The sequence below is a fragment of the Novosphingobium resinovorum genome (assembly GCF_036352595.1).
Taxonomy (GTDB): domain Bacteria; phylum Pseudomonadota; class Alphaproteobacteria; order Sphingomonadales; family Sphingomonadaceae; genus Novosphingobium; species Novosphingobium resinovorum_B.
The window spans coordinates 1-20,942 of the sequence record NZ_JAZFAX010000005.1; the positions used below are offsets into that span (position 1 = coordinate 1).

Genomic DNA, 20,942 nt, shown 5'->3' on the forward strand with positions numbered 1-20,942 from the left:
CAATGCCTCAAGGTGATCGCTCAAACTGAACAGGGACTTGGGATCCATAGCTGGCCTCCGTGATCGCGCGCCCTCAATGAATCATTATAGCCGTCCAAACGCTACCGGTTTTTGCGGGTCTCCAGCTGCCAGCATGCGACGAGGCCCAGGACGGTGAACAGTGAGACGACTGACGCCCACCGGCCCGGCGACTGGATTCGCTTAAACCGTGAGAGTGGCAGTCTGTTCGCGTCGGCACCGTACAGCATCTGCTGAAGGATGCTCCGCTCGATCTCCTGCCTGCTCACCGTCACGGTGCTGTGCTCGATCTCCTGCCGGCCCTCCTCGCCAGCGGAGAGCGCGGCATCGGGCAGGAACGCAGCCAAGGAGATCTGGAGGACATCCCGATCATAGCTCTTAAGGAACGACTTGATGATGCTGCTCTTACCAGACCCATAGGGACCGGTGAGAGCGATGTTCATGACGCGCGGGTTGTCGGTGGCCTCGGCCAGAGCGCCGGAATAAACGCCCGCTTCATCCGCCTGATCGGTGGGAGCCAGATCGACGAACCTGGGTTCGCGCCCTTCCTCGTCCGATCGTTTCTTCAGCCATTTCGCCGACGAGATGAGCCACTCCGCTAGTTTGGTCCGAAGGTTCGTCAAGACTGCGGGGCCCCTTCCATCGATTGAGGACGTTCGGTTCGGATTAGCGTGGTAACGGTTATTTCAGCATCGAGCGCGTTGGAAAGCCGATGCCGTCCTTCACAAAGTCAGGCAAGCAAACATTGCACCGATCCCGTCAGCACTGGCACTGGAGTGGTGGATCGAGGGGGGCAGATTAAGATGGATCACGAGATTTTCGTCTTCACGTTCGCTCAGGCGGCGCAGAATTGGCCTGAAGCACCTCCTTACGCCCCGCGATTACTAAATGGCAGAAGTTCGTGAGCTAGGTTTCGTTCACGAACGGGCACATTGGCTCTCTGCCTTTGATCGAACCGAAACAGAAAACGCCCACCGCCGAGGGGAGGTGGGCGCTCGTGCCACCATCAACATGGGAAGCGTCAGCTGTCCTTGATCGTGGTGTTGGGGCTGCGCTTTCCGTGCGCGGTCGTCACGAACCGCCCGGAGATTGCGCTGCGATATGTGCCGCCGGTGCTGCCGCCGCCAGCAGCCTCGCGGACGGTCGTGCGCGGAGACGCCTTCCCGTGCGCAGCAGTCACGTAGCGACCCGAGATCGCGCTGCGGTAGGAACCGCCACTCTTGCCCTTGGCCATATTCATCACTCCAATCGTCGAGGTTGGGGCCGCGCGGTCGCGCGACCCCGGTTTTGCGTCAGCCGCGAGGCGGGAACGGATCCCCACCGAAGCTGTCGCGTTCGCGGATCTGGCCATTTCGGCCATGGATCAGCAGTTCGCTCTGCTGGTTGCGCGCGATGTCGCGCGCAGCGCCGATCGCTTCGGACTGGGCGGAGTGCACCGAGGTCGTCCGCTCATTGCCGGCGCCACGAACCGCCCAGCCGCCTGCGTGCGGCACCACATGCTGGTTCTTGCCCATGTCAATATTCCTCCTTCCTCGCGCTGTCGGGTAAGCCAGCTTGCGACACCGCTCCCGAACCCCGTGATTGGCATTCAGAGAGGTAGGCTGATCTCGGCAGCATCCACGGACATCGAGATTTATTTTACCGGCTTGTCCGCGAGCCGCTTCCGGGTCAGCCTACGCAGGAAGACAGACTCAAAGGGAGTGACACGATCCGAGACGTGCTCGACCTCGAAGAAATCAGGTCCGCTCTCGACGGCCTGACCCAGATCGACCTCGTCCGCCTGCGCCGTGCGGGTAGCAAGTTCGCACTGGCTCTCGACAGCACGGTGGACGATCTCATCAGCGACGCAGTGTGTTCCGCCTATTCCGGCTCGCGCGAATGCCGCAGGGACCTCCCCATCCTGGTCTTCCTCATCGGCGCCATGCGGAGCATCGCATGGAACGCGAAGGTGTCCTCACGGAAAGCCGAGAGGGAAATCTCTCTCGATGCCACCGGAACCGATGGTCGCCCTATGGTCGTTCTCAAAAGCAACGCGCCGGACGCCGAGACCCTGATCCTGCGCGCCGAGGACGTGGCGCTGAGGATCGCCGCCCTGGAGGATCTGTTCGCGGATGACGCGCCCGCATTACTCGTCATCATGGCCGACCTGGAAGAACTATCGAAGGAGGAAATCATGGCTATGAACGAAATGTCCGAAACCACCTACAACAGCACCCGCACCCGCATTCGCCGAAAGATGGAACGGAGGTTTCCAAACGGGTGGGCTGCGTGAGCGGCGCAGAGGAAAACGATCCCGCGCTCAACCAACTGATCGACGAAGCCGTCGAAGACCTGATGAAGCTCAGCGACGCCGAACTGATGGCTGAACTGGCTGCGGAAGGTGCTGATCCGGAAGCAGAAGCGCAGTCGGCGCGCAACGCGATCGCCGCCGGCGTTGCGCGCGCCGGTCGCACTCGCCTCGTCGCAGCACGAACAGCGGTGGATCGTGACCGAACGGCGCGCGCCGTGCGCTCCCCGGTCCCTATCGCCATGCGCGCCAGCATCTTGGAACGCTTCGCCAACGACGATCCCAAGCTCAAATCGCGCCTCACCATGGCGGCCCGAAACGGCGAAGGCATCACAGAACAGGAGATGGACTCCATCCTCGCCGACCTGCGTGAGCTCGGCGTGATCGACGACGAGGGGAACCCGATTGAGCGATGACACCCCAGCGGAGACGCTCCTGCGCTCCCTGGGCATCACCAGTCCAGACGAGATCGACCTCGAAGCAATCGCTTGGTCCATTGGAGCCAAGGTTCGTGAAGCAGAGCTGCCAAGCTGCGAAGCACGCATCATCGGTTTTCAGGACCAGGCGATCATCACCGTCCGAAACTCCGGCGACCCGCGCCGTCGTCGATTCTCGATCGGCCATGAGCTAGGCCATTGGATCCACCATCGCGGTCGTTCCTCCATCTGCCGTTCGAGCGACATCGGCAATCCCGGAGCCGCCAGCCAGCTCGAGAAGCAGGCCGACCGCTTCGCAGCCGACCTACTCATGCCGCGCTACCTCTTCGCCCCAACAGTCGCCCAACTGAAGCGACCGAATTTCGAGAGCGTCGACGAACTCGCCACCACCTTCTCGACCAGCAGGCTCGCGACTGCCCTTCGCTGCATCGACATTGGAACCTGGCCGGTCGTACTCATTTGCCATGCTCCATCAGGTCGTCGGTGGTTCAAGCGTGCCGCCAGCGTTCCCGACGATTGGTTCCCGCGGGACGACCTCGATCCGTCCTCCCCTTCCTTCCCGGTACTCTTCGGAACCGTCGAGCGCTCCAGGAGCCAGAGTGTCGCCGCCAGTCTCTGGTTTGATCAGCGCGATGCCAGCCGTTATCGCATCACCGAGCAGTCGCTGAAAGCACATGGAGGCACGATTCTCACGCTCCTCACGGTCACCGATCCGAAGATGCTGACCCAAGGAGACAGATAGTCTCGGCAGCCGACGAACGTCTGCTGGCTTCGGGGCAGGCGACTCCCACACGTCCGCCAGCAGCGCTTCGCGAGCCATGAATCGCGGCAAATAGGCGCATTGCGACCCGCCGTTGTCACGCCTCCCGACCGACAGCTTTCGGCGTGAGCCAACATACCCAGCGCGGACTGGAACGGTGTATTCTGGTCGACAGCTAGCGGAAAAGCGGAACGTCTGCTGCTGGGGAGCGAAAATCAGGCGCTGCGCGTCCGGCATGGGTCGCGAGCTGACGCTGCGTGACCGTCAGATATCTCACAACGCGGCTCTGACACAGCATTCGCCTATCGGCTAAACTCTGTCGCTCTTCCTTGTCATTATCGAAGGCGCTCGGCAGCCACGCCGCCGTCCACAAGGAGGCTGAGCGGAGTTGCTTGATCATGATGATTTCCTTGGGTTGAGCCCGTCTTGCACGACACGCTGGCAATCCAAGGATCACCAGCGTGTCGAACCAAATTCAGACCGCGCGCCGGGCCGACGGGAAACTGGGGCGGAGAATCTTGCCGCCATCCCGCAGTTCGTCGAGATAATCCGACCAACTTTGCATCATCTGCACGCGCTCATCCCAATACTCGCCTCGGGCGTAAGCCCGTCGCACCTGGTTGGTGTCGACATGCGCGAGTTGCCGCTCGATCGCGTCAGGGTTCCATTCACCCCTCTCGTTGAGAAGGGTGGCGGCCATCGCCCGGAAGCCGTGCGCCGTCATCTGGTCACTCGTGTAGCCGAGGTTGCGCAAGCCTTGATTGACGGCGTTCTCCGACATGGCCTTCCGCGGTTTACCGAGGCACGGGAACAGATATTTCCACCAGTGTGTATGCTCGTGAAGTTCCTGCAGCATGTCGATCACCTGCCGCGATAACGGCACCCGGTGAGGCCTTCGCATTTTCATGCGTTCCGCCGGAATAAACCAGATGGCCTCTTCGAAGTCGATATCGGCCCACTCCGCCTGCCTTAGCTCGCCAGGGCGTAGGAGCACGTGCGGGGACAACCGCAGCGCCATCACCGTCACCTTGTGACCGCTGTATCCGTCGATGGCCCGCAGCAGCGCACCGACCTCCGACGGCTTGGTGATGGCGGCGAAATGCTTCACCTTTGGCGAGGCGATTGCACCACGCAGGTCGGCGGCAACATCCTTGTCGCACCGCACCGTCGCGACGCCATAGCGGAAGACGCGGCTAAGGACGCTTCGCATGCGCCGGGCGCTTTCAAAGGCGCCGGTCGCTTCCACCTTGCGCAGGACCGCAAGCGCCTCGTGCGGAGTGATCTGCGCAATTGGGATGCTGCCGATGACCGGGTAGGCCTTGGCGAGCAGCCAGCGGATTTTGTCTACGGTTACCGGGGCGAGGCCGTCTCGCTCGCATTTGACGAGCCATTCCTTGGCGACCGCCTCGAAGGTATTTGCGGCGGCATATTTCGCAGCAATCCTCGCGCGCTTTTTCTCTAGCGCCGGATCGATCCCTTCCGCGATCTTCTTTTTCGCCTCGTCACGCCGCACACGCGCATCGGCAAGGCTCACCTGCGGCCATCCGCCGAGGTGGAGGGTCTTTTGCTTGTCTAGGAATCGATAGTTGAAGCGCCACAGCTTCGACCCGTTGGGTTGGATGAAGATGTGGAGGCCTTGAGAATCGAGAAGGCTCCAGGCCTTCGCTCTCGGCTTGGCCGCGTTGATCTGAATATAGGTCAGCATAGTCGATTTCCCAGCAAAGCCGGGTCAATCCGAGACCACCAAAATGACCACCAAATTGGTGGTGCTGCTGGTGGTCCTAGCCGGATTTCGCCGGACGGTGTCTGGCGATTCTCTGTCGGAAAATGCTGTGAAACCAGCCGCTTACTGGACGCCTCTGGACGAATCCAGAGGCGACAGTGGTGCCCAGAAGAGGACTCGAACCTCCACGCCCTTGCGAGCGCCAGCACCTGAAGCTGGTGCGTCTACCAATTCCGCCATCTGGGCACTTTAGCGAGGGGGCGAAGCGCCGTCCCCGCTGGGTAGGAGGGCGCCTCTAAGCGGCAACCGAAGCCCTGTCAACACCATAGCCGGCAACATTTTTCATTTTCTGTTTTTACCTCTTCGCGCAACCCTGGAAACAGCCCGTCGCAACTGGCCGGTTGCCCCTTTCCCGGCCTTGTGGCAGGGGCACAAGTCGATGTGCTGCAACGCGGGACAAGGCACCCGCGGCGCGACCGAAGGACCGAAATCCATGACCATCCCCACCATTGTCTCCGACGCCCCCCTCTCCGGCAAGATCGTCACCATCCTGGGCGGCAGCGGTTTCGTGGGCCGCCATCTCGCACAGGAACTCCTCGCACGCGGGGCACGGCTGCGGATTGCCAGCCGGCATCCCAAGAAGGCCTTCGCGATCAAGCCGCTCGGAAACCTGGGCCAGGTCCAGTTCGCAGGCGTGGACGTGACCAAGGCCGAGACCTTGGCTGCCGTCCTTGCCGGCTCGGATGCAGTAGTGAACCTCGTGGGCGCCTTCGCTGGCGATCTCGATGCGCTGCAGGGCAAGGGCGCGGGCGACATCGCCGCCGCCGCGAAGGCGGCGGGCGCCGGTGCCTTCGTGCATGTCTCCGCGATCGGCGCGGACGCCGGTTCGGATGTCGCCTATGCACGCACCAAGGCGGAAGGCGAGGAGGCCGTGCGCGCCGCGTTCCCGGAGGCTACCATCGTGCGGCCCTCGCTGATGTTCGGGCCCGACGACAATTTCGTGAACATGTTCGGCGAACTGATCTCCCGACTTCCGGTATTGCCGGTGTTCGCGCCGCAGGCGAAGCTGCAACCGGTGTTCGTCGATGACGTGGCCGAGGCGATCGCCAACGCTCTCGGGAACGTCGCGGCCCAGGGCAAGACGTTCGAGCTGGCCGGCCCCGAAGTCGTCACCATGATCGAACTGAACGAGCGGATCGCCAAGGCGCAGGGCCGCTCGCGCTCCTTCGCCGAACTTCCCGATGCCGTCTCCGGCCTGATCGCCGCCGCCACCGGCTGGCTGCCCGGCGCACCGATCACCAGCGACCAGTTCAAGCTGCTCCAGGCCGGCAGCATAGCCGGGGGTACGGTCCCGGGCATCACCGACCTCGGCGTGACGCCGCGTCCGCTCGGCCTGTTCCTCGACCGCTGGATGGTGCGTTTTCGCAAGCATGGCCGCTTCGGGGCGAAGACCGCGAACGCCTGATATCGCACCGAGCGCGGCCAGCGGCACGAAAGTGAGCGGCCGCACCGAACCGCCGGCGGCAACATGGCGGCATGCTCTCTGCCGCACTGTGACCTCCGGGACGGAACCGTCCAGCCCGGCAAAGTATTCTCCTCTCCACCGGGGCCTTGCCCCCGAAGCGAGAGGAGCATGCACGTGACCGCCCCGACCAAGCAACCGAACGATAGCCAGACCGCCTGGACGACGCTGCAGGGCACGATCCGCAAGGGCATGAAGGTGCTCGGCCCGGATGGTGCATGCATCGGCACCGTGGCCGGTCTGGAAGGCGAGGAACTGATGCTGGAGGGCGGTTCGCACGATTTCGTCGCGATCAGCCAGGTCGATGGCATCGGCGACGACGCAGTGTTGCTCGCCGATCGCGGCGATGCCACCTTCGGACTCGGCGCCACCCCCTGACAGCCGAGGCGTTGTCAGGCCGGGACGAATGCCGGAACGTCTCTCGGGCTCTCTCCGTTCTAGGACTACAAGCCCCCAACCAGGAGAGACACCATGTTCGAGAAGCTGCGCGTGCGCGAGCACATGGAAGTGACGACCAGCAATGGCCAGCATGTCGGCACCGTCGATGAGGTGAAGGACGACCAGATCAAGCTGACCCGTTCCGACAGCTCCGACGGCGCGCATCACTACATCGCCTTCGAGAACGTCGACAAGATCGAGGACAACCGCGTGTACCTGAAGCAGGGTACGCCGATCCCGATGGGCGTCGGCGCCAACTGACAGTCGCCACCGAGCAAGGCCGCGCGTTCCCCTCGCGCGCAGGTCATGCGAGACCCCGGCCTTCCCGCGTGGAAGGTCGGGGTTTTCGCATCGGGCGCGTGCGGAAGATCGTCGCCGGCGGGCTCTGCGGCAGCCGGACGACGTTCGATGGCCGGGCCTCCACGGGCGAAAATTCCGGCGGCCGCTTTGGAACTTTTCCGCTCACCGGCGTTGGTTGACTCCACTGTTTCCGTTCGCCCGAGCGGATGCACAGTCGGCCAGAATCGCGTTGTCGCAACGTCGAGGCTGGGCTTGGACCAATTCGGTCTATCGACCGTGAGGAGAATTCGATGTCGCCAACATTCAAGAAAATCGCCCCCGCCGTGGTCATCCTGGCCGGTTCCATGGGTCTGGGCGGCTGCGCCACCAAGGGCTTCGTGCGTGAGCAGGTGGCCGCCGTGAACCAGCGTGTCGACGCGCTCGACAGCCGCCTCCAGCAGACCGACGCCACCGCCCAGGCCGCCCGCTCCGAGGCGCAGGCCGCATCCGGCCAGGCCCAGCAGAACGCCCAGCGCATCGACCAGCTCAATGCCCGCGTCGACGGCGTCGAGCAGCGCCTCGCCGAAGCCAAGCGCAAGCGCGCCCGCAACTGAGCGGACATCGATAACACCGTGACGTCCCGCGTCGGCACCGCCAGCAGCGGTGCCGACCGTTTCCTTCGAGTATCCCCGCGACAATGAGAAAGATCATCCTGGCGCTTGCCGGACTGGGACTGGCGCTGACGAGCGCATCGCCTGCATGGAGTGCGAAGCCGTCCGCCAAGGCCGCCCCGGCCGCGACAGGATCGAAGCGAGCGAAGCCGGCGCCGGCCAGGCCGGCCGAAACGCCGCCGCTCCCCGTGTCGCCTGATGCCGAGCGCGTCGCCGCCTGGATCGCCGCCTCCGCCGACAACGGCGGGCTGCCTTATGCCATCGTCGACAAGAAGTCCGCCTCGCTGCTTCTCTTCGATGCGGGTGGCAAGCCGCTCGGCCACGTCCCCGTCCTGCTCGGCATCGCGCTGGGCGACGATGCCTCGCCGGGGATCGGGACCAAGAACCTGTCCGAGATCGGCCCGGCCGAGAAGACCACCCCCGCCGGGCGCTTCCTCGCCCGCTTCGGCGTGGCGGCGGGCAACCAGCGGGTGCTCTGGGTGGACTACGCGAACTCGGTGGCGCTCCACCCGATCCCGCGCCCCGGCAAGCCCAGGGAACGCCGCCGCGAGCGCATGCTCTCGCCCACCGGCACCGACAACCGCATCACCTTCGGCTGCATCAACGTGCCCCTCGCGTTCTATACCGGGACGATCAGCCCGCTGTTCCGCCGCAAGGGCGGCTACGTCTACGTGACGCCGGACGAAAAGCCGCTGGAGGACGTCTTCCCGCGCATCCGCATCCAGTCCTTCGGCAGCCCCGGCTGAGGCCGGAGGTTTACACGGTTTACACGGTCCAGGGGGAAAAGGTGTCACCTTGGGCGGGAAATGTGTCACCTTGGGGCTGCGAAGTGTCACCTTGCACGGCGAAAGTGTCACCTTGCGCGCGGCAGGTGTAACCTTGGGTGTCACCTTGTACGGTGACCTGTCACCTTGTGCGGTCAAGGACGGGGAGAATGCCGCTCGGCTCATGCCCCAGGATTTACCGTACCGGTTCGGATGTAGGAAAGCGGCTTTCCAGCCCCCCGGCACGGGAAGGAAAGCCCATGCAAAAGCGGCCTCCCGGTCGCCCGGAAGGCCGTTCTCGGTGGCAATTCAGGCCGCCCTTACTGGCAGGCGAGGCATTCGTCGTAGTCGGTGCTCTCGGCGGCCAGCTGGAACTTGGGCAGTTCGCTGGTGTTGTCCGCTTCCACGCCGCCCGCGAAGCCTGCCCGCTGCACCGACTTCGAGCGCAGGTAGTAGAGCGACTTCACGCCCTTTTCCCACGCCTGGAAGTGCAGCATCATCAGATCCCACTTGTCGACGTCGGCGGGGATAAACAGGTTCAGCGACTGCGCCTGGTCGATGTAGGGGGTGCGGTCCGCCGCGAATTCGAGCAGCCAGCGCTGGTCGATCTCGAAGCTGGTCTTGTACACCGCCTTCTCCTCGGCCGAGAGGAAATCGAGGTGCTGGACCGAGCCGTTGTGCTCGAGAATCGAATTCCACACGTTGTTGGAATCCTTGGACTTCGCCGCCAGCAGCTTCTGCAGGTAGGGGTTCTTCACCACGAAGCTGCCCGAAAGCGTCTTGTGGGTATAGATGTTCGCCGGGATCGGTTCGATGCAGGCCGATGTGCCGCCGCAGATGATCGAGATCGACGCGGTCGGCGCGATCGCCATCTTACAACTGAAGCGCTCCATCACGCCGACGTCGGCGGCATCGGGGCACGGGCCGCGCTCGTTGGCCAGCAGCATCGAGGCCTCGTTGGCCTTCTGGTTAACGTACTGGAACATCTGCAGGTTCAGCGCCTTGGCCATCGCGCTCTCGAAGCCGATGCCGCGCTTCTGCAGGTACGAGTGGAAGCCCATCACGCCCATGCCGACCGAACGCTCGCGCGCGGCGGAATACTTGGCGCGGGCCATCTCGTCCGGCGCGCGGTCGATGTAGTCCTGCAGGACGTTGTCGAGGAAGCGCAGCACGTCCTCGACGAAGCGCTTCTCGCCCTTCCACTCTTCCCAGGTCTCCAGGTTGAGCGACGAGAGGCAGCACACCGCCGTGCGGTCGTTGCCGAGGTGGTCGCGGCCGGTGGGCAGCGTGATTTCCGAGCACAGGTTCGAGGTCGAGACCTTGAGGCCCAGATCGCGGTGATGCTTGGGCATCATGCGGTTCACGGTGTCGGAGAAGACGATGTAGGGCTCGCCGGTGGCGAGGCGCACTTCGACCAGCTTCTGGAACAGCGAGCGCGCGTCCACGGTGCCGCGCACCGATCCGTCCTTGGGGCTGCGCAGCTTGAATTCGGCGCCGTCACGCACCGCTTCCATGAACTCGTCGGTCAGCAGCACGCCGTGGTGCAGGTTGAGCGCCTTGCGGTTGAAGTCGCCCGACGGCTTGCGGATTTCGAGGAACTCCTCGATCTCCGGGTGCGAGACGTCGAGGTAGCAGGCGGCCGAACCGCGGCGCAGCGAGCCCTGGCTGATCGCGAGGGTCAGCGAATCCATCACGCGCACGAAGGGGATGATGCCGCTGGTCTTGCCGTTGAGGCCGACCGGCTCGCCGATGCCGCGCACCGCGCCCCAGTACGTGCCGATGCCGCCCCCGCGCGAGGCGAGCCAGACGTTCTCGTTCCAGGTGGCGACGATGCCCTCGAGGCTGTCGTCCACCGAGTTCAGGTAGCACGAGATCGGCAGGCCGCGCCCGGTGCCGCCGTTCGACAGCACGGGGGTGGCCGGCATGAACCACAGCTTCGAGATATAGTCGTAGAGACGCTGGGCGTGATCCTGGTCGTCCGCATAGGCATCGGCCACGCGGGCGAAGAGATCCTGGTACTTCTCGCCGGGCAGCAGATAGCGGTCGTCGAGCGTTTCCTTGCCGAAATCGGTCAGCAGCGCATCACGCGCCGGGTCCGTGACGACCTTGAAACGGCGATCGTGGATCGTCTTGGAATCGCTGACCTTCTTCTTCGGAGCGGCCTCGTCGGGCGCCTGAGTCACCAGATCAGCGGTTGCAATATCGGTCTTGTCCATGGCGACTGCCGGTTCTTCCTTCTTCTTGCGGGGGGTGGGGTCATGCGAGGCGAGCAGCGCCTCCATGTCGACCTGTGCCCCGAGTTCCGGGGCATCCGCGTAGCTCACATCCGAATCAGACACGTGTCCGTCGCTTCCGTTCCTGAAATCCACTGGTGCGCCCCCAATGCATCGTAAAACCTGTCATCGAACCGCCACCGGGACGGTCCACGCTGCTGTCGGCGGCCAAGCGGCTGGCACCGAGTCGAAGGGTCGCACGAGAACGTCCCGTCTATCAGAACCAGCACAAAAAGAGAACGACATTCCCTGCCAGACCGTCGGCACACCGCTGCGAGAGACCTTGGCCAACCCCTGACGGAAACCAGCGCGCGCCTTTCGGCGTCCGGCGCTGCGATCCCTAGGTGTTGAGGCCCCTCCATCGGTGCGACACAACCTATAGTGCCCTTTCCGGCGCGAGGCGCAAGGGGGCGCCTCGCTGCAGCCATCTCGGGAACGAGGGGCGAACACGGTTGGAGGACCACCTGCGACGCGCGAGGTTTCCGTTACCTTTCAAATGCGCAAGGGTGTGAATCACGCCGGCCGTGCAAAATTTTTCCCCAGAAATCGCCGACGAAGCGAATCGCGCGTGCGACGAGCGGAGGGTGTCAAGCCGCCATCGCACGGTTTCTTTCGTCCACCACCTCGGTCGATCCTCCACGGCGGCTTGCCGAAACGATGCAACCCTCTAGCCTCTCGTCCATTATGCGCGTGGCTGCGACGGCGCGGGCATGCGCCAAGGGGAGTTACGACAGGACATGTTCAACATCATCGGTGCCATCATCAGCGGTCTCGTCATCGGCGCGCTGGCCCGCTGGTTCTATCCCGGCGACGTACCGATGGGCTGGATCGCGACGATCCTGCTCGGCATCGGCGGCTCGCTGGTGGCGGGGCTCGTGACCAGCCGGGGCCGCCCCGAATTCAGCCGCGCGGGGTGCCTTGCCTCGGTGATCGGCGCGGTCGTGCTGATCTTCCTCGGGCGCATTCTGCATATCGGGTGATGCGGCGCGGCCGCCGGGGGGCCTCGGCAGGCTGGGCCTGACCCTTCGACAAGCTCAGGGTGAGCGGGGGTTAGGAAGCCCCGCAACTCCGCTCAGGCTGCGCTTGTCGAAGCCCTCTCGGCATGGCACCGCCCCCTGGGTCTCAGGGCACCAGCACCGTGTCGAGCGGCTCGGCATCCGCCGCCGGATAGTCCAGCGTATAGTGCAGCCCCCGGCTCTCGTGCCGCTTGAGCGCCGACTCGACGATAAGCTGCGCGCTCTGAAGCAGGTTGCGCAGTTCGATCAGGTCGGTCGAGACGCGGAAGTGGCGGTAGTATTCCTCGATCTCGCCGTTGAGCATCTGGATGCGGTGCATGGCGCGCTCCAGCCGCTTGGTGGTGCGCACGATGCCCACGTAGTTCCACATGAAGCGGCGGATCTCGATCCAGTTCTGCTTGATGACGACTTCCTCGTCGGAATCGGTCACCCGGCTCTCGTCCCAGGAACGCACAGGCGGCGGCGCCTCGAAGCCGTCCCACTTCGCCAGGATGTCTGCAGCGGCCGCCTCGCCAAAGACGAAGCATTCGAGCAGCGAGTTCGAGGCGAGGCGATTGGCGCCGTGCAGGCCGCTCTCGGTGCACTCGCCCACGGCATAGAGCCCCGGCAGGTCGGTGCGCCCGTCGAGGTCCACCAGGATGCCCCCGCAGGTATAGTGCTGGGCGGGGACGACGGGAATCGGCTCCTTCGTCATGTCGATGCCCAGGCCCAGCAGCTTCTCGTGGATGTTCGGGAAGTGCTCTTTCACGAACGCCTCCGGCTGGTGGCTGATGTCGAGGTGGACGCAGTCGAGGCCGAAGCGCTTGATCTCCGAGTCGATCGCCCGCGCCACGACGTCGCGCGGGGCCAGTTCCAGCCGCTCGGGATCGTAGAAGGCCATGAAGCGCTTGCCGGTGCGCGGATTGATGAGGTGCCCGCCCTCGCCCCGCACCGCCTCGGTGATGAGGAAGTTCTTGACCCTGGTATTGTAGAGGCAGGTCGGGTGGAACTGCATCATCTCCATGTTGGAGACGCGCCCGCCCGCCCGCCAGGCCATGGCGATGCCATCGCCGGTGGCACCGCGCGGCGCGGTGCTGAACTGGTAGACGCGGCCCGCCCCGCCGGTCGCCAGCACCGTGGCGTGCGCGGTGAAGGCCTCGACCCGGCCGGTCTCCTCGTTGAGCGCATAGACGCCCCAGACGCGGCCCGAACCGGAGTAACGCTGCTCGTGCCGCCCGGTGATGAGGTCGATGCACGAACGCCCCGGCAGCAGGATGATGTTGGGATGCGCCTCGGCCGCCTGCAGCAGGGCCTGTTGCACCGCCCAGCCGGTCGCATCGGCGACATGGACGATGCGGCGGTGCGAGTGCCCGCCTTCTCGGGTGAGGTGCAGGGCATCACCGTCCGTATTGAACGGAACGCCCAGTTCGACCAGCCGCTCGATGGCATGGGGCGCTCGCTCGATGACGAACTCCACGGTCTCGCGCCGGTTGAGGCCGGCCCCGGCGACCATGGTGTCGTGGACGTGCTCCTCGAAGGTATCGCCAGCATCGAGCACCGCGGCGATGCCGCCCTGCGCCCAGGCGGTCGAGCCGCCGGTCAGCGTGCCCTTGGCGAGCACCGCCACCCTGACCTTGTCCGCCAGCGCGAGCGCCGTCGTAAGTCCGGCTGCGCCGGAACCGATCACCAGAACGTCGAATGCGCCGCCGGCGCTGGATGGCGTTTCCATGACGCGCTCCTAGCCCCGCCACCATGGGAACCGCAACTGTTTGCTTAAAAGCCATTTTCCATGTTGCGGTGCAGCGAAGTTCTTATATGGTGACAATCGAAAAGATTACAAAGCCGGTAATTTTTGTTAAATTCTCCGCTTGTAAACGATTCCCATTAGTCTAGTCAGCTTCCGGCCCACACTGAAGGACGCATTTTCGTGGCGATCTCTATCCCTCTTTGCTTTGCCAATAGGCATGAACCCGTCCGTGGCGATGTCAAATGGGACGGAATAAGCTATGTCGGCACATGCAAAAACTGCGGCAAATCTATTCGAAGAAAGAAAAGCAAGGTGTGGAAACTTGAAGAGCCTGGCGAAGCGTAAAATAAGTATTTACACTTATTTTCTTTGCCCGTCAGCCCCTGAACACCAATATTCTTATCCGATAGAGGCCATGGGTGATTTCCCTTACAAGAAACCACCATGGTCATGAACGATAGTTAATTGCAACCGCAGCGGAGCCACAAAGGCCTCCATCTTCCCGGCAGCGAAAATTAACGCGAATGCGGCCGAATCGCCCTTGGCGAGCGGCGAGTCGAGGTCTCGGGCCGGTCAGGCCGTGGCGCGCGCCGCGCTCGTCAAGGTTACGAAAACGTCTTCCAGATCCGCCTCGCGCGTCGTCACGTCGACGATCGCGAAGCCCTGCGCCTGCAGCGCCGACATGATTTCACCGGCATTGGCGCGATCCTTGTCGTAAGTAATTTCAAGAACTCGCTCGCCCGTCTTCGTGCATTTGACGAAGCCGGGGTGGCTAGGCAGTTCCGCCACGTCGCGGTCGAGCGTCAGGACGATGATCTTCTCGCGCGCCATGCCGACCAGTTCGCGGGTCGGCTTGTTGGTGATGAGTTCGCCGTGGTTGATGATGGCGATCCGATCGCACAGTTCCTCGGCTTCCTCGAGGTAGTGCGTGGTCAGCACGATCGTCGCGCCTTCCTTGTTCAGTTCGGTGACCAGTTCCCAGAGTTGGCGGCGCAGTTCGACATCGACGCCGGCGGTCGGCTCGTCGAGCACCAGCACGGGCGGGCGGTGCACCAGTGCCTTGGCGATCAGCAGGCGCCGCTTCATGCCGCCCGACAGCGTGCGGGCATAGGCATCGCGCTTGTCGGCGAGGTGCACCGCGCGCAGCAGGTCTTCGGAACGACGCAGCGCCTTGGTGATGCCGTAGAGCCCGGCCTGGATTTCCAGCACCTCGAACGGGGTGAAGAACGGGTCGAACACGATCTCCTGCGGGACGATGCCGATCGCGCGCTTGGCGTTGCGCTGGTCGCGGTCGATGTCGAAGCCCCAGATGTCCACCGAGCCCGAGGTCTTCATGACCATGCCGGCCAGGATGTTGATGAGCGTCGACTTGCCCGCGCCGTTGGGGCCGAGCAGGCCGAAGATGCCGCCCTCCGGCACGTCGAACGAGACGCCCTTGAGCGCCAGCTTGCCCTCGCCGCTTCCGGCGGGAGCATAACGCTTGACGAGGTCACGGATGGCGATCGCGGGGGTAGAAGTGCTCATGGCCGTGCATGTGGGCCATGATCGCCACGGCGTAAAGACCGCAGGTGCCGCGTTGACGCGCTCGCGGCAGATGATATGATCCACACTATATCACTAAGCGTCGCCAATCGAGCGGCCGATATTGGAGAGCGCCCATGGCAACCGCAACGACGATCACCCCGGCCCCCATCGAGAAGGATTACTTCACCGACCATTCGGTGCTGCTCGACCCTTACGACTATTTCGAGACGATCCGCGCCCACGGCCCGGTCCATCAGATGCAGAGCCGTGACGTGATCGTGGTGACCGGCTTTGCCGAGGCGCTCGAAGTGCTGCTGAACAAGCGCGACTTCTCGTCCTGGCTGAACCCCGATCCGCTGGCGCCGCTGCCCTTCGCGGTGGAGGGCGACGACATCTCCGCCCAGCTGGGTGCCACGCCGAACGGGCAGATGGAACTGATGGTCTCCTACGACGGCGACAAGCATCTTGCCGCCCGCTCGCTGCTCAACCCGCTGTTCGTGCCCTCGCGCCTCAAGGCCAACGAAGCGTTCATGCGCGCCTATGCCGACGACATGGTTCGCGAGGCCGTCGCGGCGGGCGGGTGCGAACTGGTGGGCTCCATCGCCACCCCCTTCGTCACCATGGTCATCGCCGATCTGCTCGGCGTTCCGGCAGAGGATCGCGAGGCCTTCCGCAAGATCATCGACGATGCTCCCCCGCCCGGCAACATGGACACGCCCGACGCGCAGAGCATCCACCCGCTCATGGTCATGGCCGGCTACTTCGTGCGCTACATCGCGGAGCGCCGCGCCCGGCCGCAGGACGACGTCATGACCGAGATGGCGCTGGCCACTTATCCGGACGGCTCGACACCCGACGCGATGGAAGTCGTGAAGTCGGCGATGTTCCTCTTCGCCGCCGGGCAGGACACCAGCGCCAAGCTGATCGGCAACGCCTTGCGCCGCCTGTGCGAGGATCAGGCGATGCAGCAGGCCCTGCGCGAGGACCGCACGCTGATCGGCCCGTTCCTGGAGGAAGTTCTGCGCGTAGAGGGCTCGACCAAGGCCACCTTCCGCATCGCCGCGCGGGCGACAAAGATCGGCGACATGGACATTCCCGCCGGCAAGCGCGTGGTCGTCTCGCTATCCGCCGCCAACCGCGACCCGCGCCGCTGGGAAGAGCCGGGCGAATTCCGCATCGGACGTCCGCGCATCAAGGAGCATCTGGCGTTCGGACGCGGCGCGCATACGTGCGCCGGGGCACCGCTGGCACGGGCGGAAGTGGCGGTCCTGCTCGACCGTCTGCTGGAACATACCGGTGCCATCACGCTCGACGAGGCGCATCACGGACCCGCGACCGCACGCCGGATCGACTACGAGCCGAGCTACATCATCCGGGGACTCGCGAACCTTCACTTGCGGTTCGAGGCTTAGTTCCGGTCATTGTCCCGGTCGAACGCCGTCCGGCTCGCCTCGATCGCCGGACGCGCATCGACCGCCCAGGCGCCCAGCGCCTGCACCGGCCCTGCGAGCGACCGGCCGAGGTCGCTCAGTGCATATTCGACCCGCACCGGCACGCCGACGTGGACGGTACGCTCGACCAGTCCATCCCGCTCCAGCGCGCGCAGGTTGCGCGAGAGCATCTGCTGCGACACGCCCCGGATCGCGCGCTTCAATTCGTTGAAGTGCAGCGGCGTCTCAAGCAGCGTCATCACCACCAGCATCGACCACTTGTCCCCGACCCGCGCGAGAATATCGCCGACGAGGCGGCAGTCCTTGCCGTTGGGGTCGTGGACTACAGGGCCCGGAATGGCGGCGGCAGGCCGGTCAGCTTCGTCGAACGTAGTCAGCTTCATGGTACCAGGTTCCGAAAATATGCGCTCTTGGCGCGATCATTCCAGCAACATAGCTAGACCTGGTCACATTTCCAGACTGAGGCACCCTCCCATGAAGCTTCTCCACCTCGATTCCAGCATTCTCGGCGACAATTCGGCGAGCCGCGCCATTTCCGCCGCCATCGTATCCTCGCTGACCACGGCCGATCCCTCGCTCGAAGTCACCTACCGCGACCTCGCCGCCGAGCCGCTGGCGCACCTGACCCTCGACGTCCTCGGCAACCCCGAGGGAACGCCCGAACTGGCGCAGTTCCTCGACGCCGACGTGGTGGTGATCGGCGCGGGCTTCTACAACTTCTCGATCCCCAGCCAGCTCAAGGCCTGGATCGACCGCATCGCCATCGCCGGCAAGACCTTCCGCTACACCGCCGAAGGCCCCGTGGGCCTCGCCGACGACAAGAAGGTCTACGTCGCGCTCGCCCGCGGCGGCTACTACGGCGAGGGCCAGCCCGCCGCCGCCTTCGAGCACGGCGAGAGCTACCTGCGCGCGGTGCTCGGCTTCATCGGCGTGACAGAGCCGACTTTCGTGCTGGCCGAAGGCATCGCCATCGACGCCGACACCCGCGCGAAGTCGGTCGCTGCCGCGATCGAGGAAGCGGGTTCGCTGGCCGTCGCGGCCTGAGCTGCACGCGATTCGACCATTCCCATTTACCCTCGTCATTCCCGCGAAGGCGGGAACCCATCTCCCGACCGTGCCTGTTGCATCGGCATCAGATGGGTCCCCGCCTTCGCGGGGATGACGGGTTTTTGGTATCGACGTTGCGACTGTTGCCATTCCATCTGGAAATCGCCGCAAACCCTTGGTAATCCGGCGACACCATGACCAACGCGCCCGAAACCGTATTCACCGATTCCCACCGCGTCTCCTGCGACGGGGCCACCGACATTCCCGGCGGAGCCGCGCTCGGCCATCCCCGCGTCTGGCTCGAAATCGACGAGAAGGGCTATGTCGAATGCGGCTACTGCGACCGCCGCTTCGTGCTCAAGGGCGGGGTTGCCGACAACGGGGCAGACCAGCAGGCCGCCTGATCCCTTCGCGGTTCTTGTCTTTCGCGCGGGGATAATGCTGCCTATATCGGCGGCATGACCATGACCGACCCGCGCTCGCTGCTCTACACCCAGCTCTCGCCCGAAGAGGCACAGGCGCTCGCCGCCGAGACGCTCAAGTCCTGCGAGGATGGCGAACTGTTCATGCAGTTCGTCGCCAGCGAGGCGTTCGGCTTCGATGACGGCCGCCTCAAGACCGCCGACTATTCGCGCGACGCGGGCTTCGGCCTGCGCGGCGTTTCGGGCGAGATGACCGGCTTCGCCCATGCCAACGAGATTTCCGCCGCCGCCATCCGCCGCGCTGGCGAAACGCTGCGCCTGCTCGATCCCGCCACCGGCATCCGCCCGGCCGCCCCGCAGCGCACCAACGCCAAGCTTTACACCGACGTCTCCCCGCTCGACCTCGTGCCCTTCGCCGAAAAGGTGCGCCTGCTGGAGATGATCGACGCCGCCGCCCGCGCCCGCGACCCGCGCGTGGCGCAAGTCAGCGCCAGCCTGTCGGGCTCGTGGTCGGTGGTCGAGATCGTCCGCCCCGATGGCTACATCGCCACCGACGTGCGCCCGCTGGTGCGCCTCAACGTCTCGATCGTGGCGGAGAGCAACGGGCGGCGCGAAACCGGCTCGTTCGGCATGGGCGGCCGCTTCCTCTACGACGACCTGTTCAAGCCCGAGAACTGGAATGAGGGCATCGACACCGCCCTCGCCACCGCGCTGGTGAACCTCGAAAGCATCGACGCCCCCGCCGGTGAGTTCCCCGTGCTGCTCGGCCCCGGCTGGCCCGGCGTGATCCTGCACGAGGCGATCGGTCACGGGCTTGAAGGCGACTTCAACCGCAAGGGCACTTCGGCCTTCTCCGGCCGCATCGGCGAGCGGGTGGCCGCACCCGGCGTCACCATCGTCGACGACGGCTCGATCCCGAACCGCCGCGGCTCGCTCACCATCGACGACGAGGGCACCCCGACGCGCGAGACCGTGCTGATCGAGGACGGCATCCTCAAGGGCTACATGCAGGACCGCCTCAACGCCCGCCTGATGGGCGTCGAGCCCACCGGTAACGGCCGCCGCGAGAACTACGCCCATGCCCCGCAGGTGCGCATGACCAACACTTTCATGAAGGCCGGCAACGACAATCCGGAAGAACTGCTCGCGGGCATGAAGAAGGGCATCTTCGCCAAGAACTTCGGCGGCGGCCAGGTCGATATCGTCTCCGGCAAGTTCGTGTTCTCGTGCACCGAGGCCTACATGGTCGAGAACGGCAAGCTGGGCGCTCCGATCAAGGGCGCGACGCTGATCGGCGACGGGCCTTCGGTGCTCACCAAGGTCAAGGGCATCGGCAACGACTTCGAACTCGACCGGGGCGTGGGCGTATGCGGCAAGGGCGGCCAGAGCGTGCCCGCCGGTGTCGGACAGCCCACCCTGCTGATCGAGGGACTGACGGTGGGCGGCACCGCCTGAAGCGCCGGGGCTTCGACAGGCTCAGGGTGAGCGGATTTACGCTGCTCCCGCTCACCCTGAGCCTGTCGAAGGGCGCAGACAGTCAGCCCAAGTTCAGACGAATCGTGCTACACACACGATCGACGCGGGGTGCGTTAACAAGGAAGACGTCATGAAAAAGCTTGCGATCGCCGCGACACTCGCTGTCGCTTCGCTGCTCACCATGCCTGCCGCAGACGCCCGCACCAAGCTTACCGGCGAACAGCAACTCGCCAAGCTGCTGGACGGGCGCGAAGCCGGCAAGCCGGTGAGTTGCATCCCCTATTCGCAGACCCAGAACACCACCGTGATCGACAAGACCGCGATCGTCTACCGGGTCGGCAGCACGCTCTACGTCAACCGGCCCACCAATGCGGACCGACTGAACGACGACGACGTGATGGTCACCAAGATCTACACGTCGCAGTTGTGCCGTCTCGACACCGTGCAACTGCACGATCGCAACGCGTCGTTCATGTGGAACGGCTTCGTCGGCCTGCAGGACTTCGTGCCCTACAAGAAGGTCGCCGCCGCCAACTGAGGTTCCCGCAAGGGTCGCGGAGAAGGCGGTCGGGCGCACACCCGGCCGCCTTTCCGCGTCAGCGCCTGCCGCGTCGGGGGCGCAGCGCATCGCGCATCGCGAAGCTGGAACTGATGCGGGTGACGCCCGGCAGGCGCGAGAGGACTTCGCCGTGGATCGCCTCGTAGGCGGCCACGCTCTCGGTGCGCAGGCGCAGCCAGTAATCGACGTCGCCGCCCATCAGGAAGCACTCGCGCACTTCCGGGCACTGGCGTACGGCATGCTCGAAGCGCGAAAGGTAATCGCCTGTCTGCCGGTCCAGCGTGACCTGCACGACCACGTCGACCTCGCGCCCGCCTTCGTCATCCTCGGGACCGGTAACGACGGTGTACCCCCGGATCACCCCGCGATCCTCCATCAGCCGGATGCGCCGCAGGCAGGCGGACGGCGAAAGCCCCACGGCCTGCGCGATCTCGGCATTGGGCTTGCGGCCATCGACGCGCAGGATACGCAGGATGGCGCGATCGACGTCGTCAACGGCCTTGGACATGATCGTGCGGATTTCTCGCATGATGGTTCGAAACGGCCGCA

23 protein-coding genes and 1 tRNA gene are annotated in these 20,942 nt (G+C 64.6%); 14 read left to right on the forward strand and 10 right to left on the reverse strand.

Annotated elements, in window-relative coordinates; genetic code table 11:
- Window positions 1–101: 101 nt before the first annotated feature.
- From V2S85_RS06555 to V2S85_RS06565, 3 genes are all read right to left on the reverse strand, one after another.
- Window positions 102–641, reverse strand: a complete 540-nt coding sequence (locus V2S85_RS06555; RefSeq protein ID WP_330702061.1) for a hypothetical protein — start codon at window positions 639–641, stop codon at window positions 102–104.
- A gap of 398 nt (window positions 642–1,039) precedes the next feature.
- The gene (locus V2S85_RS06560; protein WP_330702062.1) at window positions 1,040–1,258 is read right to left on the reverse strand and encodes a hypothetical protein; all 219 of its coding nucleotides are present in this window, start codon (window positions 1,256–1,258) and stop codon (window positions 1,040–1,042) included.
- Between the two features lie 52 nt (window positions 1,259–1,310).
- Window positions 1,311–1,532 (reverse strand): DUF2188 domain-containing protein, encoded by a 222-nt coding sequence (locus V2S85_RS06565; RefSeq protein WP_330702063.1) that lies wholly within the window; start codon window positions 1,530–1,532, stop codon window positions 1,311–1,313.
- A 203-nt stretch (window positions 1,533–1,735) separates the two neighbouring features.
- On the opposite strand from V2S85_RS06565, the gene V2S85_RS06570 reads away from it, so the two are divergent.
- The 3 genes from V2S85_RS06570 to V2S85_RS06580 are packed head-to-tail and all read left to right on the forward strand — an operon-like array spanning window position 1,736 to window position 3,484.
- On the forward strand, window positions 1,736–2,290 hold the full coding sequence (locus V2S85_RS06570; protein ID WP_330702064.1) for a hypothetical protein: 555 nt from the start codon (window positions 1,736–1,738) through the stop codon (window positions 2,288–2,290).
- Entirely contained in the window at window positions 2,287–2,721 is a 435-nt protein-coding gene (locus tag V2S85_RS06575) for a hypothetical protein (RefSeq protein ID WP_330702065.1), read from the forward strand. The genes V2S85_RS06570 and V2S85_RS06575 overlap by 4 nt, the downstream gene beginning before the upstream one ends.
- A complete protein-coding gene (locus V2S85_RS06580; protein WP_330702066.1) occupies window positions 2,711–3,484 on the forward strand; it encodes an ImmA/IrrE family metallo-endopeptidase in 774 nt (257 codons plus the stop codon). Before V2S85_RS06575 ends, V2S85_RS06580 begins: the two co-directional genes overlap by 11 nt.
- Window positions 3,485–3,977: 493 nt before the next feature.
- Here the strand turns inward: V2S85_RS06580 and V2S85_RS06585 are convergent, their stop codons facing one another.
- Window positions 3,978–5,207: a tyrosine-type recombinase/integrase gene (locus V2S85_RS06585; protein ID WP_330702067.1), complete on the reverse strand. Its 1,230-nt coding sequence runs from the start codon at window positions 5,205–5,207 to the stop codon at window positions 3,978–3,980.
- A gap of 177 nt (window positions 5,208–5,384) precedes the next feature.
- Window positions 5,385–5,471, reverse strand: a tRNA-Leu gene (locus V2S85_RS06590).
- Between the two features lie 247 nt (window positions 5,472–5,718).
- On the opposite strand from V2S85_RS06590, the gene V2S85_RS06595 reads away from it, so the two are divergent.
- From V2S85_RS06595 to V2S85_RS06615, 5 genes are all read left to right on the forward strand, one after another.
- Window positions 5,719–6,690 (forward strand): complex I NDUFA9 subunit family protein, encoded by a 972-nt coding sequence (locus V2S85_RS06595; RefSeq protein ID WP_330702068.1) that lies wholly within the window; start codon window positions 5,719–5,721, stop codon window positions 6,688–6,690.
- A 168-nt stretch (window positions 6,691–6,858) separates the two neighbouring features.
- Window positions 6,859–7,125, forward strand: a complete 267-nt coding sequence (locus tag V2S85_RS06600; protein ID WP_330702069.1) for a DUF2171 domain-containing protein — start codon at window positions 6,859–6,861, stop codon at window positions 7,123–7,125.
- Between the two features lie 93 nt (window positions 7,126–7,218).
- Window positions 7,219–7,446, forward strand: coding sequence for a DUF2171 domain-containing protein (locus V2S85_RS06605; protein WP_330702070.1), 228 nt, complete (start codon window positions 7,219–7,221; stop codon window positions 7,444–7,446).
- A gap of 329 nt (window positions 7,447–7,775) precedes the next feature.
- Window positions 7,776–8,078, forward strand: coding sequence for a hypothetical protein (locus tag V2S85_RS06610; RefSeq protein WP_330702071.1), 303 nt, complete (start codon window positions 7,776–7,778; stop codon window positions 8,076–8,078).
- 83 nt (window positions 8,079–8,161) lie between these two features.
- Window positions 8,162–8,881: a hypothetical protein gene (locus V2S85_RS06615; RefSeq protein WP_330702072.1), complete on the forward strand. Its 720-nt coding sequence runs from the start codon at window positions 8,162–8,164 to the stop codon at window positions 8,879–8,881.
- A gap of 338 nt (window positions 8,882–9,219) precedes the next feature.
- Here the strand turns inward: V2S85_RS06615 and V2S85_RS06620 are convergent, their stop codons facing one another.
- Window positions 9,220–11,181, reverse strand: a complete 1,962-nt coding sequence (locus V2S85_RS06620; RefSeq protein WP_330702267.1) for a ribonucleoside-diphosphate reductase subunit alpha — start codon at window positions 11,179–11,181, stop codon at window positions 9,220–9,222.
- A gap of 728 nt (window positions 11,182–11,909) precedes the next feature.
- Here V2S85_RS06620 and V2S85_RS06625 point away from each other — a divergent pair.
- The gene (locus V2S85_RS06625) at window positions 11,910–12,152 is read left to right on the forward strand and encodes a GlsB/YeaQ/YmgE family stress response membrane protein (RefSeq protein ID WP_330702073.1); all 243 of its coding nucleotides are present in this window, start codon (window positions 11,910–11,912) and stop codon (window positions 12,150–12,152) included.
- A 142-nt stretch (window positions 12,153–12,294) separates the two neighbouring features.
- On the opposite strand, the gene nadB is transcribed toward V2S85_RS06625, so the two are convergent.
- Together nadB and V2S85_RS06635 are read right to left on the reverse strand one after the other, a co-directional pair.
- A complete protein-coding gene (gene nadB, locus V2S85_RS06630) occupies window positions 12,295–13,896 on the reverse strand; it encodes an L-aspartate oxidase (RefSeq protein ID WP_330702074.1) in 1,602 nt (533 codons plus the stop codon).
- 591 nt (window positions 13,897–14,487) lie between these two features.
- A complete protein-coding gene (locus tag V2S85_RS06635) occupies window positions 14,488–15,438 on the reverse strand; it encodes an ABC transporter ATP-binding protein (protein ID WP_330702075.1) in 951 nt (316 codons plus the stop codon).
- A 134-nt stretch (window positions 15,439–15,572) separates the two neighbouring features.
- On the opposite strand from V2S85_RS06635, the gene V2S85_RS06640 reads away from it, so the two are divergent.
- Window positions 15,573–16,850: a cytochrome P450 gene (locus tag V2S85_RS06640; protein ID WP_330702076.1), complete on the forward strand. Its 1,278-nt coding sequence runs from the start codon at window positions 15,573–15,575 to the stop codon at window positions 16,848–16,850.
- On the opposite strand, the gene V2S85_RS06645 is transcribed toward V2S85_RS06640, so the two are convergent.
- Window positions 16,847–17,272: a helix-turn-helix domain-containing protein gene (locus tag V2S85_RS06645; RefSeq protein ID WP_330702077.1), complete on the reverse strand. Its 426-nt coding sequence runs from the start codon at window positions 17,270–17,272 to the stop codon at window positions 16,847–16,849. The two genes, V2S85_RS06640 and V2S85_RS06645, sit on opposite strands and share 4 nt — an antisense overlap.
- Window positions 17,273–17,363: 91 nt before the next feature.
- Between V2S85_RS06645 and V2S85_RS06650 the strand changes: the two genes are divergently transcribed.
- The 4 genes from V2S85_RS06650 (at window position 17,364) to V2S85_RS06665 (ending at window position 20,372) form a co-directional block, all read left to right on the forward strand.
- Window positions 17,364–17,933: an FMN-dependent NADH-azoreductase gene (locus tag V2S85_RS06650; RefSeq protein ID WP_330702078.1), complete on the forward strand. Its 570-nt coding sequence runs from the start codon at window positions 17,364–17,366 to the stop codon at window positions 17,931–17,933.
- A 197-nt stretch (window positions 17,934–18,130) separates the two neighbouring features.
- A complete protein-coding gene (locus V2S85_RS06655) occupies window positions 18,131–18,340 on the forward strand; it encodes a zinc-finger domain-containing protein (protein WP_008827765.1) in 210 nt (69 codons plus the stop codon).
- Window positions 18,341–18,394: 54 nt separating this feature from the next.
- Window positions 18,395–19,813: a metalloprotease TldD gene (gene tldD, locus V2S85_RS06660; RefSeq protein ID WP_330702079.1), complete on the forward strand. Its 1,419-nt coding sequence runs from the start codon at window positions 18,395–18,397 to the stop codon at window positions 19,811–19,813.
- A 151-nt stretch (window positions 19,814–19,964) separates the two neighbouring features.
- Window positions 19,965–20,372 carry a hypothetical protein gene (locus tag V2S85_RS06665; protein WP_330702080.1) on the forward strand — a complete coding sequence of 136 codons (408 nt, stop codon included), beginning with the start codon at window positions 19,965–19,967 and terminating at the stop codon, window positions 20,370–20,372.
- A gap of 58 nt (window positions 20,373–20,430) precedes the next feature.
- Here the strand turns inward: V2S85_RS06665 and V2S85_RS06670 are convergent, their stop codons facing one another.
- Window positions 20,431–20,901: an Lrp/AsnC family transcriptional regulator gene (locus V2S85_RS06670; RefSeq protein ID WP_330702081.1), complete on the reverse strand. Its 471-nt coding sequence runs from the start codon at window positions 20,899–20,901 to the stop codon at window positions 20,431–20,433.
- Between the last annotated feature and the right edge of the window lie 41 nt (window positions 20,902–20,942).